Annotated in this window: 14 protein-coding genes; 11 read left to right on the top strand and 3 right to left on the bottom strand. The window is 39.0% G+C overall.

Translation table 11 applies throughout. The features are described from left to right. Positions 1-480: 480 nt before the first annotated feature. A complete protein-coding gene (locus tag HR060_RS09885) occupies positions 481-1,179 on the top strand; it encodes a 4'-phosphopantetheinyl transferase family protein (RefSeq protein ID WP_174200134.1) in 699 nt (232 codons plus the stop codon). 77 nt (positions 1,180-1,256) lie between these two features. Here the strand turns inward: HR060_RS09885 and pepF are convergent, their stop codons facing one another. After that, entirely contained in the window at positions 1,257-3,158 is a 1,902-nt protein-coding gene (pepF, locus tag HR060_RS09880) for an oligoendopeptidase F (protein ID WP_174200133.1), read from the bottom strand. Positions 3,159-3,745: 587 nt separating this feature from the next. On the opposite strand from pepF, the gene HR060_RS09875 reads away from it, so the two are divergent. From HR060_RS09875 to HR060_RS09850, 6 genes are all read left to right on the top strand, one after another. Next, on the top strand, positions 3,746-5,056 hold the full coding sequence (locus HR060_RS09875; RefSeq protein ID WP_174200132.1) for a hypothetical protein: 1,311 nt from the start codon (positions 3,746-3,748) through the stop codon (positions 5,054-5,056). A 156-nt stretch (positions 5,057-5,212) separates the two neighbouring features. Further along, positions 5,213-7,378, top strand: coding sequence for a TonB-dependent receptor plug domain-containing protein (locus HR060_RS09870; RefSeq protein WP_174200131.1), 2,166 nt, complete (start codon positions 5,213-5,215; stop codon positions 7,376-7,378). A gap of 624 nt (positions 7,379-8,002) precedes the next feature. Continuing rightward, positions 8,003-8,599 carry a 5-formyltetrahydrofolate cyclo-ligase gene (locus HR060_RS09865; protein ID WP_174200130.1) on the top strand — a complete coding sequence of 199 codons (597 nt, stop codon included), beginning with the start codon at positions 8,003-8,005 and terminating at the stop codon, positions 8,597-8,599. A gap of 115 nt (positions 8,600-8,714) precedes the next feature. Further along, positions 8,715-9,371 carry a ribose-5-phosphate isomerase RpiA gene (gene rpiA, locus HR060_RS09860; protein ID WP_174200129.1) on the top strand — a complete coding sequence of 219 codons (657 nt, stop codon included), beginning with the start codon at positions 8,715-8,717 and terminating at the stop codon, positions 9,369-9,371. A 68-nt stretch (positions 9,372-9,439) separates the two neighbouring features. Beyond that, the gene (gene serA, locus HR060_RS09855) at positions 9,440-10,669 is read left to right on the top strand and encodes a phosphoglycerate dehydrogenase (RefSeq protein ID WP_174200128.1); all 1,230 of its coding nucleotides are present in this window, start codon (positions 9,440-9,442) and stop codon (positions 10,667-10,669) included. Between the two features lie 148 nt (positions 10,670-10,817). Then, a complete protein-coding gene (locus HR060_RS09850) occupies positions 10,818-13,208 on the top strand; it encodes a PilZ domain-containing protein (protein ID WP_174200127.1) in 2,391 nt (796 codons plus the stop codon). 32 nt (positions 13,209-13,240) lie between these two features. Here HR060_RS09850 and HR060_RS09845 read toward each other — a convergent pair whose 3' ends face one another. Further along, positions 13,241-13,579, bottom strand: a complete 339-nt coding sequence (locus HR060_RS09845; RefSeq protein WP_174200126.1) for a P-II family nitrogen regulator — start codon at positions 13,577-13,579, stop codon at positions 13,241-13,243. A 147-nt stretch (positions 13,580-13,726) separates the two neighbouring features. On the opposite strand from HR060_RS09845, the gene nadE reads away from it, so the two are divergent. The 4 genes from nadE to HR060_RS09825 all read left to right on the top strand — a co-directional run bounded on the left by nadE (position 13,727) and on the right by HR060_RS09825 (position 17,642). Next, positions 13,727-14,560: an ammonia-dependent NAD(+) synthetase gene (gene nadE, locus HR060_RS09840; RefSeq protein ID WP_174200125.1), complete on the top strand. Its 834-nt coding sequence runs from the start codon at positions 13,727-13,729 to the stop codon at positions 14,558-14,560. 162 nt (positions 14,561-14,722) lie between these two features. Next, positions 14,723-15,277 carry a GspH/FimT family pseudopilin gene (locus tag HR060_RS09835; RefSeq protein WP_174200176.1) on the top strand — a complete coding sequence of 185 codons (555 nt, stop codon included), beginning with the start codon at positions 14,723-14,725 and terminating at the stop codon, positions 15,275-15,277. Positions 15,278-15,397: 120 nt separating this feature from the next. Then, entirely contained in the window at positions 15,398-16,003 is a 606-nt protein-coding gene (locus HR060_RS19385) for a GspH/FimT family pseudopilin (RefSeq protein WP_174200175.1), read from the top strand. Positions 16,004-16,028: 25 nt separating this feature from the next. After that, a complete protein-coding gene (locus HR060_RS09825) occupies positions 16,029-17,642 on the top strand; it encodes a collagen-binding domain-containing protein (RefSeq protein WP_174200124.1) in 1,614 nt (537 codons plus the stop codon). Between the two features lie 52 nt (positions 17,643-17,694). Here HR060_RS09825 and HR060_RS09820 read toward each other — a convergent pair. Then, positions 17,695-17,903: integrase core domain-containing protein (locus HR060_RS09820; protein WP_174198709.1), on the bottom strand; the 209-nt coding region annotated here is incomplete at its 5' end.

The raw sequence follows: 17,903 nt of genomic DNA, 5'->3' as shown, positions 1-17,903 counted from the left end.
CAAAGTCTCCTTACTACCCTTGAACCCTAGGTTTTTATTATTTTATCCATATACAAATCAACGATTTATATGTGACTTTGGGCTTATTCTATCAGAATGTTTTTTGATAACCTGAGTCTTATTTCACAAAACTAGACTAAAAAGCTCTCTTTTTTCGCTTAAAATCAGTGCGCTCTGGCAGATATCTTTTTTCAATTAATGAAAAGATGAAGAGTGCAAAAACAGATATAAAAAGGGGTTACTAATAGGACAGTGTTAGACTTCAGCAAAATTGAAATTCACTACCTTGCAGCGCCGATTTTAGTACTGATGAATCAGCTACAAGTGGTTTAGAAAAAATCAATATTTAGCTTAACAAGCTTTACGATTAAGCGGCGTAAATTTGATACCCTTGCATACAAGATGCAGACACTTATTCAAACTTAAGACTCAACTAGAAGCTAAGTTTGCACAGTGAGAATACATTACCAAGCGGATTTTATGTTTCAATTAACGGATTATATTCATAGTACAGAGCCCTACCAGAAAATAGCGAATGATACGATTGCTTTTACCTGTCAATTTAACCCTGCACACTACCAAGACTCTTTTTTTCAGCAATTAGTAATCAGCCAACCTTTATCGCTATCTAACGCGGTAACCAAGCGCAAAGCAGAGTTTTTGGCCGGACGATATTGTGCCCAATTGGCCCTGAAAAAATTAGGGGTCATCAACCATCAAATCAATATTGGTGAGCAGCGAGAGCCACTCTGGCCTGAAGGCATTAAGGGTTCTATCACTCACAACGAAAGTTGTGCAATATGCGTTATTACAGATAGTTCGACCGTAAGGGGAATAGGTGTCGATATAGAAAGCTATGTCAATGATGAGCAAGCTGAAGAAATGACAGACCTTATTATTAACGAAGAGGAAAAGAAATTAATCAAACAATCATCAATTCCTTTTACTGAACTGCTCACCTGTGTATTTTCAGCTAAAGAAAGTTTATTTAAAGCCCTATTTCCAAGCGTCAATCGCTACTTTGATTTTTTAAATGCCCAAGTAGTAAGTATTGACAGCAATACCGTCACTTTAATCTTGCTGCAATCTTTGACTTCAGAGATAAAAAAAGGAACCCAATATCAAATAACCTGTCACTACCGAACTGACAATGTAACCACTTGGCTGATTGTTCGCTAAAAGCAATCGTTGATAGATACAAAAAAGCCACATCAACGGATGTGGCTTTTAAATTAACACGCATTAATAATCAGCGTTTATTTTTCACGTTTGTTTAGAATCGCTTCGATTTCATCCATTACGGCATCCATACGATTAATAACAGAATTGTATGGTGCTGCGCTTGTCATATCCAAGCCTGCATCTTTTAAGATTTCAACAGGATAATCTGAACCACCAGCTTTTAAGAAATTAAGGTAAGTTTCACGCGCTTCATCACCACCCGTTTTTAACTGATCAACAAAATAGGCAGCACCTGCAATTGAAGTCGCATACTGATAAACATAGAAGTTATAGTAGAAATGAGGAATGTAAGCCCATTCAATCATATCTCTTTCTTCTATTTTCATCACACCTTTATCATGACCGTGATAACGCTTTAAGATCTCACCGTAGATTTGAGTCATGCGAGCACCCGTTAATGCTTCACCTCGCTCAACAGCTTCATGCGTTGCTAATTCAAACTCAGAGAACATGACCTGACGGAAGAAAGTACCGCGCATTTGCTCTAATGCGTAACCTAAATAAAATAGCTTTTCTTCTTCGGTTTTTGCCTGTTCTAACAAGTGCTCTTGTAAGATAATTTCTTTGGCAATTGCTGCGATTTCAGTGGTAAAAATAGAAAAACCCGATAACTCGTATGGTTGGTTTTCGTTAGTCAGCACTTGGTGAAGTGCGTGTCCCCACTCATGAGCATAAGTTGAAGCACTGTTGTAATTGTCTAAATGGTTTAATAAAACCAGTGGATGCACATCATAAGCACTGCCCGACATATAAGCACCAGAACGCTTACCTGGTTGAGGGTATACGTGCATCCAGCGATCAACCGACGCTTTAGCGAATTTGTCTTTGTAGTCTTGACCCATGATATCTAAAGACGCCAACATGTATTCACGCGTTTTATCAATAGGGAAAGTAAGGTCTGTTTCGACTAAATCAGGGTAAATATCGTGATAACCTAAATCGTCGACACCCAACATACGAGCGCGTAATTCAAAGTAACGGTGTAATACATCAATTCTTTCATTCGTTACTTTAACTAAGGTGCGATAAACCTCTTCAGGAATATTATCGCCTGACAAGAAATATTGTAGCGTGTTGTCATATTTGCGGGCTTTACCCATAGCAACGTTTGCTTGAACTTCACCATTAAGTGTTGCACCTAATGTACTTTCGAAGTCTTTATATGTGCCCCAAAACGCATCAAATACCGCAACGCGATCGTCGCGATTAGCCGCAGCTCTGTGCAATGAGTAACCAGCGTTTGTTAAGTGTGCTTCTGTACCATCGCTTAAAGTAATGCGTGGCCACTCAATTTCAGCATTAGCTAAAAAGTCACGTGCATTTTGTGAAGCAGAAAGTGCAGTACCCATCATAGATAGTACTTTTTCAGTTTCAGGAGATAAAACATGTGCGCCTTTGCGAATCACATTGCGTAAATAAAAAGCGTGCTTTTCTAAGCCTGGTTCACTTTTGATAAACTTTTCAATGCGCTTTTGGCCAATAGCCACAATCTCAGGTGACATGAAACTTGCTTTTGCACTGGCATCTTGAAAAAGAGCTTGTAAGCGACCAACCATCTCTTGACCAGTCGCATCACCTAAATTGGTGTTACGCATATTTGATGCATACGTCCAAACGCGCATCACTTCTTTTGTGTAGGTCGATTTTGCATCGAGTGCAGCTAACAGCGTTTTAGCACTTTTACCAAGCTTGCCCTTGTACGCATCGATTGAATCAATTTCGCTGCGTAAGCGTTTTAGCTCATCTTCCCAAGCTTGCTTGTTTGGGTAAAAGTCCGTTAGATCCCAAATGTGCTGCTCATCAACTTGTTTGTTACTTGTAGTTTCAGCTTGAACAGGTGCTGCAAAAGCAGCAAAGCTTAGTGCACTGGCACACAATAATGCAGACGCTTTTAATTTAAAGTTTCGTATTGTCATTGTATTCTCTTCTGGATTGTTAACTCGCCACCTAATCAAGTAGGTTGAGTAACTAGCGCTGCGCTCTTTTGAACGCTCGCTTTTAATTGTTATTCAGCAAAAATTAACGCGGGTAATTGGCTGACTGCACCATGCCCATTAAGTCACTACACACACTTATAGTTATCGTCAATTTAACTCACGCATGCTAGCAAGTGTTGCTATTAATACCAATGAACCCAGTACAAAACCCAAGTGTAAAAACGGAAAGTAGAGATTACAAAATACCTCATTAATTTACGTGCGGTTAAGAAATAACTTTGCTCTTTTTTGCACTTTCAACCCTTTGGTTTTTTCCTTGAAAACCTTAGGTAGGGCTAAGTAACTGATTATCAGTAATATTTAGACACACTCTATAACTTGTTGTTTCATTAAATGATAACTGTTATCATTTGTGTTAACACTTTTAAAGTCATGACTGTTCTCTTCTATAACGAAGCCGACTCAATTGCAACTAACACTTTAGTGGGTCTGTGTTCATTTTGCGGACAAGTTCAGTCTATTAAGCGTTATACACAATTTATAAATTGGATTAAGGAGCAAGGAAAATGAACATTAATACTTCATTCAAAAGAACCATGTTAGTCGCATCTATTACAGCAGTTTTAACAGCCTGTGGCGGCGGTAGTGGCGGCTCATCTAGCTCGGCCCGTACATCAACGGCAACAGCTACTGATACCGCAACAGAAGTAGAACAAAGCCCACTATATTTAGTAAAAACGACTGACTGGTCAACTGACGAAGGTACAAGTGTGGTTTTCGTAACAGACTCATTAGACAGTGAAACAGTATTCAACCCTGCTGAAGCAAAATTAGTATTACCAGGCTACCACTATGTGTCTGTTAATGAGTCAGCAGATGGTGAAGAAACAGCATTCCATTTAGCAGTAGATAATACGCCAACACTTCAACGTTACGTTGTTGATGAAGATGGTGATGTTTACCAAGATGGCGAAATGGATTTTACTCAGCAAGGTGTTACAGACATGCGTAACGCGATGCGTGCCGGAGTTATCTTCAATGCTGAAAAAGGTTACTTCGTCGACTTTGCTTCACTTCAAATCGTTGTTTTTAACCCAACTGAAATGACGCTAACTGAGACGATCGACATCTCTGATTATGCTGTTGAAGGTTATCCTGAGCGTTGGTCTATTTATCCAGTTGTTGATGGCGATCGCGTTGTAGCAGCTATGACTCACTCTATTACTAACGCTCAAGGTATTTCATTCCCAGCGCCAGTTAGCCACTTACTAGTTATTGATACTAATGATAATAGTGTTACGGTTGACGGCCACACAGCATGTGGTGGTGTATCTTCTTCTGCTAAAGATGATGAAGGAAATGTTTATTTTGCCACTCACCATCAGCAATCTGTAGCTTACACAGTTGGCCTACCAGGTATTCCAACGCCTTGTATCATCCGTATGGAATCAGGTGCAAACGGTTGGGATGACAGCTACTACTTAGATTTAACACAGTTAACAGACAATAACCGTCCAGCTTATGGTCTTATTGCAGCTGATGGTAACAAAGCCTATACCCTTATTTACTCGGATGATGCAGAGCCAATTACGCTTGCTAATTATGAAGCGACAGCATGGACTAACAACTGGGAATTCAATAGTTTTGAGTTAGATAACGCACTAGCAACAGCAACTAAAGTCGAAGGTACTCAGCCGACTAACCATAGAATCAAAACTGGTTCTTTCAAAAATGAAGCTGATGGTACGACGCCATGGGTACATCGCATCAGCGCAGATTGGAGTGAATCAACACTTTACAATGCAACAAATACAGAAAGCTGGAATGTTTTAACAACAATTCCAGGTGATGCAGAAACAGTGTCGAGATTACGTTAATTTAGATACTCATGTTTTGGGGTGTTACCTTTGTATTCGTAATGAATACCTTAGGTAGCATTCCAACTTCATAATACCTTAATTAATCAACTTTAATTTAGCCACTCACCTCCCTTTTTCTCAATCACAAAACCTAAGATTTTGAGTAATCCAGCTATGTTCAGTAAAAAACCTCTCTCTTTAAGTAAATCTCATTCAGCATGCTTGGCTTTATTGCCAGCTCTTTTTAGCTTTTCTACACAGGCTTTAGCCCAAAATGTTAACGAGCCTAAAACTGATGATTCAGAACTAGAACGTGTTTCTGTTGTCGGAAAAAAAACCGAATTTCAGACACTTAAAGACTCAGCAAAAGCCGTTGATTTAATTGATACCACTAAAGATCAAAAGCTCACCGTTGATATTGCTGAAATAATGGCGAGAACCCCAGGGGTAACTGTTCGCCGCAGTGGTGGTTTAGGTTCAAGAACGCGTTTTTCACTAAATGGTTTAACAGATGACCAAATTCGCTTTTTTGTCGATGGTGTACCGATTGAAATGTCAGGTTATTCGCTAGGTATTAATAATATCCCGGTCAATCTTGTTGAACGAATAGAAGTGTATCACGGTGTAGTACCGATAGATTTTGGCGCTGATGCCCTCGGTGGGGCCATTAATGTTGTTACCGACCAAAAACTGGATAGTAACGGTGGTTTCTCACTCCAGTTTGGCGATTTTGGGACCCGTCGCACAACTTTATCACTGAATCACAAAAGCGATAATGGCTTTTTTGTTCGCTTTAATGCCTATTCAGATGCCGCAGATAATGACTATGAAATCGATGTAACTGTTCCTGATGAAAAAGCAAGACCAGTCAATGCTACCGTAGAACGTTTTCACGATGATTACTCAGCTGACGGTATTACATTAGACTTAGGTATCACTGATCAAAAGTGGGCAGATCACTTGCAAATTTCTCTGTATAACAGTGAATTTGAAAGTGATGTTCAACACAATATCAATATGTCAGTGCCTTACGGTGAAGTTGAATATAGCAGAGAGAGCAAAGGGGTGAATCTTCGTTACGAATATGCCTTATCGGAAGCTCTAAACTTCAATTTGGCAATGGGCATAGCCGAAACGGATACCCATTATATCGATGTAGCAGATTACAATTACAACTGGTTTGGTGAACAAATTATCACCCCAGCTCCTAACCCAGGTGAAGTCAGCAACCAGCCTAACAACACTATTTTTAGTGGTGATGATAGCTTTGCCCGAATATCACTGGCTTGGCAAATAAATGGCAACCACAATATCAAGTTTTTAGTTGCACCTACCTTAAACGAACGTTCAAACAGAGATCTGTTGTTAACCGATGACGAAAGCAATGCAAAATCGCCAACTCAAGAAATGTTGTCAATTGTTTCGGGTATCGAACACACTGCAGACTTACTCGATGATCGCATTCAAAATATTTTATTCATTAAACACTATCATTTAGATGTCAGCGCAGAAGAACCTCTTATTGGCAATCGAATTAATAAAAAAGATCGCACTAGTAACTTTACTGGGTGGGGTAACGCTTTTCGCTACAATATAAATGATTGGTCTTATGCAAAGGCATCTTACGAGCATGCTACACGTTTGCCGACACCAAAAGAGATTTTTGGTGATGGGGTCTTAATTCTTGAGAATCTCGATTTATCAGAGGAAGTCAGCCACAATTTCAATTTAGGCTATAACATCACCGAGCTTGAATCAAAATGGGGTAATTGGCGAGGCGAGTTAAATTTATTCTTACGAGATATCGATGATTTAATTCGATTTTTGCCAGGTGATAGAACGGCAATCTATCAAAATATAGGCAGTGCTAAATCAGAAGGTGTACAAGGCGGATTAGGTTGGACGTCTCCAGAAGGCTTTGTTGATTTTGATGTCAATTTTACTTCAATGGATTTCACTAATACTACTGATGGCAGCCCATTTGAAGATAGACGAATTCCTAACGAACCATACAAATATCTAAATGCCTCTCTACGAGCTAATTGGCAGGATTTATTTAGAGATATAGACGAGTTAAGTGTCACATGGAATTTGCGCTTTGTTGATGAATACAGTCTACTATTCAGTGGGCTAGGTAATAATAACTCGACATCTCTCGATACCTCTGTTGAATCGCAAACGAGTCATACTTTAGGAACAACATATTCGACAGATATTGCTGATTTTGACGTTAGTATTAGTGCTGAAGTACAAAACTTAACTGATGAAAAATTATATGATTACATAGGTGTACAAAAGCCTGGCCGTTCATTTAACGCAAAGTTAATCGTTAACTTTTAATTAATTTAATTGTTCTGCTAGGTAACTGAAAAAGGGGCAATATCACTTGCCCCTTTTTGCGTATGACTGATTTGTTAAAGCGTGCTCTATTCCGCTTTGACTTTAAAGCAACAAGTAACGCTTATCCATCTAGCTATTCTTTAGGTTGAACCTTTTCAAGTGTAATTCGACTTCAAGCTAAATCGCTGTATTTTCCTTGGCGACTCGCAACACACCTTCTGTTTTTTCAAACAGGCGTAGTTGATTATCAATCACTAACCCTAGTCAAAAGCCATGTCTATATTTGCCAACGACCTACTTTAGCTATAGCAAATGTCTCAAGCTTGTTGCTGATATCCTCGATTGTCAGAAAGGTAACAATTGACCAAACTTACATCAAAGTTAAAAAGTTAATGATGGACAGCCAAAATGGACTTTTTCATAACATTGATAGTTATTGTTGCAGTAATTACTGTATTTGTTAGTTGCAGCTTGTATGACGACTATGTGACATTTAAAAAAAGTGCCCGACAGACTAAACGCTTTTCTGCTCCCAAATAACAATGAGTGGTAGGCATAATCTTGCTTTTGTCTGGGCAAGTTTTCTTTTATCCTAGATATATCATGCCCTAAACCTATAGTGATATGTCTACTTCTCGCCAACAAATCAGGCAACTCATCCGCCAAAAAAGACAAAGCCTGACTCCTGAGTTTCAACAAGAAGCAGCTAGTAGGCTGGTTTCAGTAATCAAAGAAAATCGCTTTGCAGTTGAACTAAAACATAAAAAAGTGGCTTTGTACCTCTCTAACGATGGAGAGCTAGATGTAACAGAAGCAATTAAACTTTGCTGGCAGCAATCTGCTGAAGTATACCTGCCTGTTCTTCACCCTTTTGCAAAAGGTCATTTACTCTTTTTGCGCTATCAAGAAAATGACAAGCTTCAGAACAACAAATATGGTATTTGTGAGCCTGTACTCGATGTCAGAAATATCTGCCCTGTAGCTGAGCTTGATATTGCTTTTACTCCCCTTGTTGCATTTGACCTGGCAGGAAATAGGCTTGGAATGGGAGGCGGCTATTATGACAGAACCTTTAACTTCCTGACGAAAACAAAAAAAAGCCATAAAACTCAATTAATTGGGCTTGCCCATGAATGTCAAAAAGTAGATAAGTTACCGATAGAAACTTGGGATGTACCTTTGAAACAAATCATTACACCAGTGAATAATTATTTATTTTAAGTGAATAAGATTTAACTTTGATTCAAATTTTATTCAACAAAAATACATATTTGTCGTAGGCTATTTGCACATTTTTTGCTATACTCCGCGCTCCAAAAAAGACGGGCATTTGCGTATGACTCAAGACGATAAAAAGCGCGCTGCAGCTGAAGCTGCGATCAAATATGTTGAACCCGGCACTATTATTGGTGTGGGTACAGGTTCAACGGTCAATTATTTTATCGATGCATTAGAGCCGATAAAACTGGACATTGAAGGTGCAGTATCAAGCTCAGAAGCATCAACGAAGCGATTAAAGGCAATGGGAATTCCCGTTTTTGATCTGAATTCTGTCGATATGATGGATATCTATGTTGATGGTGCTGATGAAATTGACGCAGATAAATGCATGATTAAAGGCGGTGGTGCGGCCTTAACACGTGAAAAAATTGTTGCTGCGGTAGCAAAAAAATTCATTTGTATCGTCGATGACACAAAGCAAGTCGAAACTTTAGGTGAGTTTCCATTACCCGTTGAAGTTATTCCGATGGCGCGCAGCTATGTTGCACGTGAAATCGTTAAACTTGGTGGGGACCCTGTTTATCGTGAAGGCGTCGTCACTGACAACGGCAATGTGATATTAGATGTTTACAACATGCGTATTGATGCACCTATGGTTTTAGAGAAAGCATTAAATCAAGTGGTTGGTGTCGTAACCAACGGCTTATTCGCCCACCGTGGCGCAGATGTTGTATTGGTAGCCGATGATAACGGCGTTAATACCGTCGAATAATCAAACCCATTTTATTATTTTAACTCTTGTTTTTAACTGTATAAAAACGAATAACGGCAAAGAGAATTATGAGCAATTTTTCATTAGCGAAAGATAAAATTAAAATCCTTTTATTAGAAGGCGTTCACCAAACTGCATTAGAAAGCTTACGCAGTAATGGCTACTCGAACATTGAGTACCTTAAAACGTCATTACCAGAAGATGAGCTAATTGAGAAAATCAAAGACGTTCACTTTATCGGTATTCGTTCACGTACACACTTAACAGAGAAAGTATTAGCAACAGCTGAAAAATTAACAGCAGTGGGTTGTTTCTGTATTGGTACTAACCAAGTTGACTTGCAAGCAGCACAAAACTTAGGCATCCCAGTTTTCAATGCACCTTTCTCAAATACACGCTCTGTCGCTGAATTAGTTTTAGGTGAGATCTTATTATTACTTCGTCGCATTCCTGCTAAAAACGCTCAAGCACACCGCGGTGGTTGGGATAAGTCAGCAGTAGGCTCTTTCGAAGCGCGTGGTAAGACATTAGGCATTATCGGCTACGGCCATATTGGTACTCAGCTTGGTATCTTAGCTGAGACAATCGGTATGAATGTTATTTTCTACGATATCGAAGATAAGTTACCGCTTGGTAATGCAAAGCAAGTTAAGAAGTTAAATGAGATGTTAGCACAATCAGACGTCGTTTCGTTGCACGTGCCTGAAACAGCATCAACGCAAAACATGTTTGGTCCAGCTGAAATTGATGCGATGAAACACAGCTCAATCCTAATTAATGCATCTCGTGGTACCGTTGTAGATATCGATGCATTAGCAGAAGCAATCCAATCGGATAAACTTTCTGGTGCCGCGATTGACGTATTCCCTGTTGAGCCCAAAGGTAACGACGAAGAGTTCCAATCGCCTTTACGTGGCCTTGACAATGTTATTCTTACGCCGCATATCGGTGGTTCTACACAAGAAGCACAAGAAAATATCGGTTTAGAAGTAGCGGGGAAATTAGCAAAATACAGCGATAATGGCTCTACACTTTCTGCGGTTAACTTCCCTGAAGTATCTTTACCAGCACATGAAGGCCGCAGCCGCTTACTGCACGTTCACAAAAACAAGCCTGGTGTATTAACACAAATCAACTTAGCATTTGCTGACAAAGGTATTAATATCTCTGCTCAGTTCTTACAAACCAATGCGGATATTGGTTATGTAGTAGTTGAAGTTGACACTGCTGACTCTCAAGCTGCATTAGCTGAATTAAAGCAAATTGAAGGTACGATTCGCGCCCGCGTATTACACTAATCAGTACATACTGATTGATTCAAATAAAAGCGCCTAATGGCGCTTTTATTGTATTTACTCCTTGGTAAAACTTTTCTCCCTCTTTTCAACTGTTGATTTATTACCCTATACTGTTAAGTTATTAAATAAATACTTATAAAAGAAAGAGATGCAGAGTCAGGCTTACCAACTGGATGGTAATTTAAAGAAAATTGCCGATTCACTAGTGACTGCTTACAAAACTGAAAAGTTCGAGCAAGTGTTTGCAAAATCAACAGCTAAACTTGATCGCGGCCAACAGTTTAAAATCAAGTCTGAGCTTGCTCGATTATTTAAACCTTTCGAACGAACCATCGATTTAACAGATGAGAGTGATTACCGAGTTGAAGAGTTTGAATGGAACGGCAAACGCTTTTACTTTGATGATATTGCTAAGCGAATATTTTTAATCGAAGTTGAACGCTTTGGCGATCAATACACAGAAGGTGTGTATGAACGTATTAAGGACAAAGCTAATTATCAAGCTTTCGAAAAGCAATTCGTTTACGAGCAAAAAATCAAGCAGTATGAAGTACCTATCACAGAACTTGGCCTGACAACTCGTCGTTTAGAAGAGCGTATCTACCTTTCAAAACCTGTGAGTTTATTCCTGCCTAACGGTTATGAGTTACAAGTTTTCAGCTCTAATATTTCAAGAAGTGGCTTACTAATAAAAGTAGAGCCTTTTGGTAGCGTACAAAAAGACAGTATTGTCGAAGTCAACTTCCACGCTTTAACCCGTGATTACGTTTTTAATCAAACGGCTAAGTACAAATATAGAGTAGTTTTTTGTGCCTCGAAAGCGGAAAAAGACGGCACTCAAAAAATAGGTCTGCAACTTGTTGATAACGACTTTGAGTGGTCGCAATTTCTCGATAAATTTATCAAAGAGCACCGAACCCGATTTCAAGTTGATATTACTAACGCAAGTCAAATGGTTGAATCTCGGTTAATTGAAGATCATTTGCTCAAAAAGACAGGCTGGTTTTCTATTTATGTCTCAGCCCAAGATGACAAACTCAGTCAAGCGGGGCATGGTTTATGCAACCAACTCAATAGAAAAGATTTGAACTTCTTTGCCGATGAAACTAAAGCTCAACGCATTCACACGTTTTTAGTCAAAGTTTGGTCCGAGTTAGCACTAAATCGGTCTGAGTGCATCGCTGTTGCAAAAATCAAACAAGCAGGAAAAATTAGCTTTTATGCAAGATCAGTACAAAATTTGGCAAATAAAGGCAAACTAGAAAGTTTCTTCCAATTTGCCCAATCAAATGGCGAGTTGGGATTGTTTACCTGTCAAAAGTTAGCAATTACAGAAGCACAATTAGAACAAGTAAAACACAATTGGTTTAAAACCGCAGTAGAAGCAGATATCGCGTTATCTCCTCTTGGACGTATCAATCATCTAGTGTTACTTCACAGAATGTCTGAGCATGAGAGTTTAATGAAGTTAAAACCTTCATCTACCCCTATTGATGCAAATAACTTAGCAGAATTTGCATGCCCTAAATTAAAAGCGATTAACTTTTCAGCGCTCAATGTTGAACCAGGCTGTGCACGCGCCGAAGTAAGGTATTTTTTCCAAACGCAAGCCGTTTTAAATAAGCCCAACCAACCCAAGCTTGCAGCTTCGACACTGGATTTGTCATGTCATGGAATGCGAGTACAGTTAAAAGCAACAGAGCAGCTAGAACAAGGTGATATTGTTGAGATCAGTATTCCCAGCTTTGAACGCTTTGGCCGAGCAAACATGCTTAGTAAAGCTAAATTTCGAGTTGTCGGCTTAAACCCAGCCCTTAAACAAGCTCATCTTTGCTTATTGAATGACAATAACCAACACGCCACGGCAGATTTTGTAAAAAAAGTGCTAAAAGCCAATGCAGCTAAATTAAAAGTGAATGATAAATATGACAAGTTTATCCTTTTGCAAAAAGCACTACGCACTGTATTTGTTACTTTTTACCCAGCTATTGCTTTTGGCGTTTTACGAGATAATAAAGCCTTACTTGGGTTTAATCGAATTTTAGTATCGAGTAAATCCGTTAATGAGCTGCAAGTACTCAGTGAGTTACAATCCCCGATTAGCGACAATCAAATCTCAGTTTTTCAATTAATATATGACCCTAAACGCAACCCAACGTTTATTCGCTCACTGACGCGTTTTAGTAAAAATGCAGAAGCGTTATCCGATGAGCTTATCTTTAATAAACTCCCCAATAGAATTGATATCCCCAAACATGCCCGTGCAGGAGGTAACCCCAAATTAACCCTTGATTATGTCAGAGGCGCGTTAAAAACGGGAGAGTTTGCGAGTCTTTATATGAATATCCAAAGTATCAATGAAATGAATTTAGATTGTGTAGCAGATGCCTTTAAATACATTCAGGCTTTTAACCCGCACAAAGCAATTGAAATTGAAAATTTTGCGAAACAGTTAATGGGGATAGTAGAGGTGCTAGACACTTCTATGTTGTGGCGTCATACTCACCTACTTCCATTCGAGTACGATACAAGTGGCTAGCACGGTTTGCTAACCACATATCACTTAGCGAATTAAATCGCCTCGTCGTTCTCTTCCCCAGTACGAATACGGATTACGCGCTCGACAGGTGTTACAAATATTTTGCCGTCACCAATTTTGCCACTGCCAGCCGATTCAACAATAGCTTCGATACAGCGATCAACTTGGTCATCACTTAATACAATTTCTAATTTAACTTTAGGCAAAAAGTCAACATTGTATTCCGCACCTCGATAAAGCTCTGTATGTCCTTTTTGGCGTCCAAAACCTTTAACTTCAGTTACTGTCATACCCGTAATACCTAAATCGGCAAGAGATTCTCTTACGTCATCTAGTTTGAAAGGCTTAATTACCGCTGTTACGCGCTTCATTTCTATCTCCATCATCGAAATTCAACTACAGATTTAGCTTAAAGCATAGTCAAAGGAGTGCAATGAAAAAATGTGTCTTTTCTGCGTTTATTTTCCAAATTTTGTTATAATTAGGCCTTTATTGATAGCCTTGAGAATTATAATCGGATGAACCAAGATCAAATCGTTGCCGAAATGCGAGTTTTACCTGAAATTGACGTCAAACTTGAAATCCAAAGGCGTGTTAATTTTATTAAAAATCAACTAACCCAATCTGGTTTAAAGAGCTTAGTATTAGGTATTAGTGGTGGTATCGATTCATCAACACTTGGTCGCTTAGCCCAAATTGCAATTAATGAGCTTAACCAAGAAACTAATAGCCAGAGTTATCAATTTATAGCAGTCAGGTTACCTTACGACGTGCAAGCCGACGAAGACGATGCTCAACAAGCTTTAACTTTTATTCAGCCATCTCATACGATCACCATTAATGTAAAACCAGGCAGTGATGCGATTCACCAAGAGGCAACGACAGCGATGCAAGCAATTGGTCTAATGCCTGAGTCTGAAAGCCATGTTGATTTTGTCAAAGGTAATGTCAAAGCGAGAGCACGCATGGTTGCTCAATACGAAGTCGCAGGCCTAGTGAGAGGTTTAGTACTGGGCACTGACCACTCTGCAGAAAATATTACGGGGTTTTATACGAAATTTGGGGATGGAGCTTGTGACCTTGCACCGTTATTTGGCTTGAACAAACGTCAGGTTAGACAAATAGCAAGCCATTTAGGCGCACCGGAGAAGTTAGTGTTTAAGGCACCGACAGCCGATTTAGAAAGCTTGAGCCCACAGAAAAAAGATGAAGATGCACTGGGTATTACTTATGATCAAATTGATGATTTCCTCGAAGGTAAAACCATCAGTAAAGATGCAGCTGAAAAATTAATCAACATATACATGAAAACGCAACACAAGCGCCAAGCCATCGCAACAATCTACGATTAATACCTAACTACAATTGCTATTTATTTTGTAACGTCCAAGTTCACCTTTGATTTGGACGTTATAAAAAATCCTTCCTATATAAAATAAAGATCTACCAAAGCTAGCTCATTTGCCCATTTCTTGTTCTAAATTTATAACAACAAAAATAAAGGGTTAAATTTAATGAAAGGATTTACACTACTAGAAGTATTGATTTCACTAGCAATTCTCTTTGTCTGTTTATCGCTTGGTGTGCCCAGCTTACTAAACATGCAAAACACCTATATGGTTGATAAACAGGTCATCACATTAAAAAAGCAACTAAACTATGCTCGCTTTCAAGCTATACATCTAGGAACAAGGGTTACGGTTTGCCCACTAGACAAATTCGGTAAATGTCAGAGTAATTGGAAAAATGGCTATAGTATTTTTGTTGATAATCAAAAAATGGGGTTATTTACAGAGGAATCAGATCTATTACTAGTAAAGAATCAGCTTTCAAATAACCTCAGTTTGAAATACAACGGCGGCAAAAAAATAGTATTTGATAGTATTGGCACGCTCGATAGTGGCTCTGGTACATTTCAATTTTGTTTACCCACAGATACTAAAGCAATTTGGAGCCGTGCGCTTATCGTTTCTCTAGCAGGCAGAGTTCGTTCTTCATATGATATTGATGGTGATGGTGTAGATGAAAAGTACTATTCCAATAAGAAAAGTGATCTGACCTGCAGCTAACGGACAGCAAATTGTACAAAAAACAAACTAAAATTACCTTTAACCTAGTGACATATTTTTACAAGTTTGTAATAATGCTTAATTAAATTTTGAACAGTTGTATCAATCAGGGGGCTTTGCATGCAAGCGAATAAAGGTTTTACTCTATTAGAACTAATGGTCGTGATAGCAATTATGGGGGTGGCTCTAGCTATCGGTATCCCAAGCATGCAAGACGCAATGCGTGATAGCATTGTCAAAGAGCAAATCCTCAGAATTAGTAAAGATGTCATCGCGACGCGTAACCACGCAATAAATTACGAGACTACCGCCTCAATTTGTCCCCTTGCAGCAAGAAATGACTCTTCAGAATGTGGTAATGACTGGAATGAGGGCTATATGGTTTTCTTAGATGGTAATGCTGATGGTGCATTTACCCAAGATAACGACAAACTTTTATTTGTTCGAAATGAACTGGTTGAATTTGGTAATTTATTTTTCCCTGCAACAAGTTTCAGTTACACCATGGATGGCACGTATAGTAACCAAGAATTAAATGGCTTACCTTACCGTTTTGAATTCTGTCCGCATAGCACGAATGCTAATAATGTAGCTAATCATTCAAGGGCTGTGATAATCAATTTGGGTGGTCGCCCCAGATCGTCCGCAGATATCAATGATGATGGCAAACACGAGTTTTGGTCAAATGGTATGACTGCCCAAGCTCAAGATATAGATTGTGTTTAAGACAATTTTAACTAATAAGTTCAGTATGAAAAAAACAGCTCTCAATACAATAATAACATCAAGCCTTTTATTCGTTCCCTCAGTCCCTTTTGCTGCTGATCTTGGCCTAACTTCTGAATTTGGTGTAATTGTGTTAGGTGATTATGACGATACAGTTGAGTCGGCAACAACTAATGCTCTTCATAGTAGTACATTAATAAACGGTGACGTCATTACCAAAAACACAATTGGCGGTAACGTCCCTTATGATCCTCTCAAAACCAAGCCTTGGGTGTTAGTTGCAGGTGGTGATGTAGAAGTTCAAGGCTCAGCTCCGATTTTGCTTAACAGAGGGCATTTATGGCAGGGTGGAAAGTTAACCCTTGTATCTGATATTGGTATCGTCGGTAAGCCCTATATTGATCAAGGTAAGCTCAATATTTGTGGTCGCCCATCTGATGATCAAGCCAATTGTTATTCAATTGATTGGGAAAACAGCCTATCAACGCCCTATCATCAAACTAAGCCTTATTTTATGGCCTGTTTTGATAGTAATACAGGTACCGAAGTATCGGATACAGACTGTATCAATGACCCTGACAGATTGACTTATAAATTTAGAATTAAAGATAGCGATAGATTAAATTTATTCGATCTAGGTTCAACCTTAAACGACCCTACTGCTTACCCATCAAATACTGCTTTAGATTGTTTTGGCTGGGGTTGTCAACTAACACTAAATGATGATGGTCAAAAATCAGGCATTCAAGTTGCTTATGTTACCCTTGCACAACTTACTCAAAGCAACTGGAGTATAGAGCCAAACGGTTTTACTAAAACTGAAATACAGTCTATGGATGTCAATACTGATGGGCAACCAGATGGTGTTTCAATCATCATTAACGTAATTGATGCTGCTGGACAAGATATAGATATAACGAATCAATCATCGCTGCCTTTCATGACAGGTGCTACAAACCCTACCGATTGTTCAGAGAGAGCTGGCTTTACTTTTGGCTCTGGCTTTTTAGACTACCATGACTGTAAACCCCCAGTCACTTCCGGTGGCTACACTGTAATTGAGACGTCTCCAACTTTCGCATCTAGAGTTATTTTGAACTTTACTGGTGCAAAATCCATTAAATCACCTGCCATGCACGGTATGTTACTAGCACCGGCTGCCAAGGTAGACCTAACATCTGGTAATGCAACAGGCCCAATTATCGTTGACACTTTAAAAGGTAATGCAACGGCATCTAGTTCAGGCTTTAGTGGAAGTATCTCTTCTGCAGGCTGTCCTGCCGGTAATGAGTTTGATATCGATTTGGTAGGTAAAACAGAATACAATGACCTTGAGAAAGTGTTTCCTTACACTGTCAGTACGAGTAGTATCTCTTCAACGGGTACATCGACTTATACCTACGAAATATTGAAAACTACTTGGTATAAAAACTTTGATGGGTTACTAAAAAATGAAGCATTTCCATTAGCTGTAGGCGATTCAAGTGCAGCAATTGGAGCTACAGTGGGTAATATAACATTAGAAGTACCGTACCTTGGAGAGTACCTCGTTACAGTGAAAGCTTCGGATAACAACTCAACCTGTACGAGTATTCAAAGTTTTTCATTTAAATTTTCGAGTAAATATAGCTTCCATTAAGTTGAAAGCTTATCAAAGTGACCCATCCTAGTATGGGTTGACACTTTTTTGATTAAAACGCCTGATGAATTTCATCGGGCGTTTTGTATTTTAAGGCCGAATGTGGCCTTTGTTGATTATATAAATCGACTGATTGTTTTACCATTTCCCTTGCCTCATTTAGGTTATTTGGTTTCATTAACAAGTATTCGTTTTTAAGAATACCGTTTACTCTCTCAGCCAGTGCATTTTGATAGCAGTCATAACCATCTGTCATTGAAC

The organism is Marinifaba aquimaris (assembly GCF_013328345.1).
Classification (GTDB): domain Bacteria; phylum Pseudomonadota; class Gammaproteobacteria; order Enterobacterales; family Alteromonadaceae; genus Marinifaba; species Marinifaba aquimaris.
This window is presented reverse-complemented; position numbering and strand designations above follow the sequence as displayed.

Coding starts and splice junctions, on each gene's coding strand:
- HR060_RS09885 (WP_174200134.1), top strand. CDS start 481: ATGTTTCAATTAACGGATTATATTCATAGTACAGAGCCCTACCAGAAA.
- pepF (WP_174200133.1), bottom strand. CDS start 3,158: ATGACAATACGAAACTTTAAATTAAAAGCGTCTGCATTATTGTGTGCC.
- HR060_RS09875 (WP_174200132.1), top strand. CDS start 3,746: ATGAACATTAATACTTCATTCAAAAGAACCATGTTAGTCGCATCTATT.
- HR060_RS09870 (WP_174200131.1), top strand. CDS start 5,213: ATGTTCAGTAAAAAACCTCTCTCTTTAAGTAAATCTCATTCAGCATGC.
- HR060_RS09865 (WP_174200130.1), top strand. CDS start 8,003: ATGTCTACTTCTCGCCAACAAATCAGGCAACTCATCCGCCAAAAAAGA.
- rpiA (WP_174200129.1), top strand. CDS start 8,715: ATGACTCAAGACGATAAAAAGCGCGCTGCAGCTGAAGCTGCGATCAAA.
- serA (WP_174200128.1), top strand. CDS start 9,440: ATGAGCAATTTTTCATTAGCGAAAGATAAAATTAAAATCCTTTTATTA.
- HR060_RS09850 (WP_174200127.1), top strand. CDS start 10,818: ATGCAGAGTCAGGCTTACCAACTGGATGGTAATTTAAAGAAAATTGCC.
- HR060_RS09845 (WP_174200126.1), bottom strand. CDS start 13,579: ATGAAGCGCGTAACAGCGGTAATTAAGCCTTTCAAACTAGATGACGTA.
- nadE (WP_174200125.1), top strand. CDS start 13,727: ATGAACCAAGATCAAATCGTTGCCGAAATGCGAGTTTTACCTGAAATT.
- HR060_RS09835 (WP_174200176.1), top strand. CDS start 14,723: ATGAAAGGATTTACACTACTAGAAGTATTGATTTCACTAGCAATTCTC.
- HR060_RS19385 (WP_174200175.1), top strand. CDS start 15,398: ATGCAAGCGAATAAAGGTTTTACTCTATTAGAACTAATGGTCGTGATA.
- HR060_RS09825 (WP_174200124.1), top strand. CDS start 16,029: ATGAAAAAAACAGCTCTCAATACAATAATAACATCAAGCCTTTTATTC.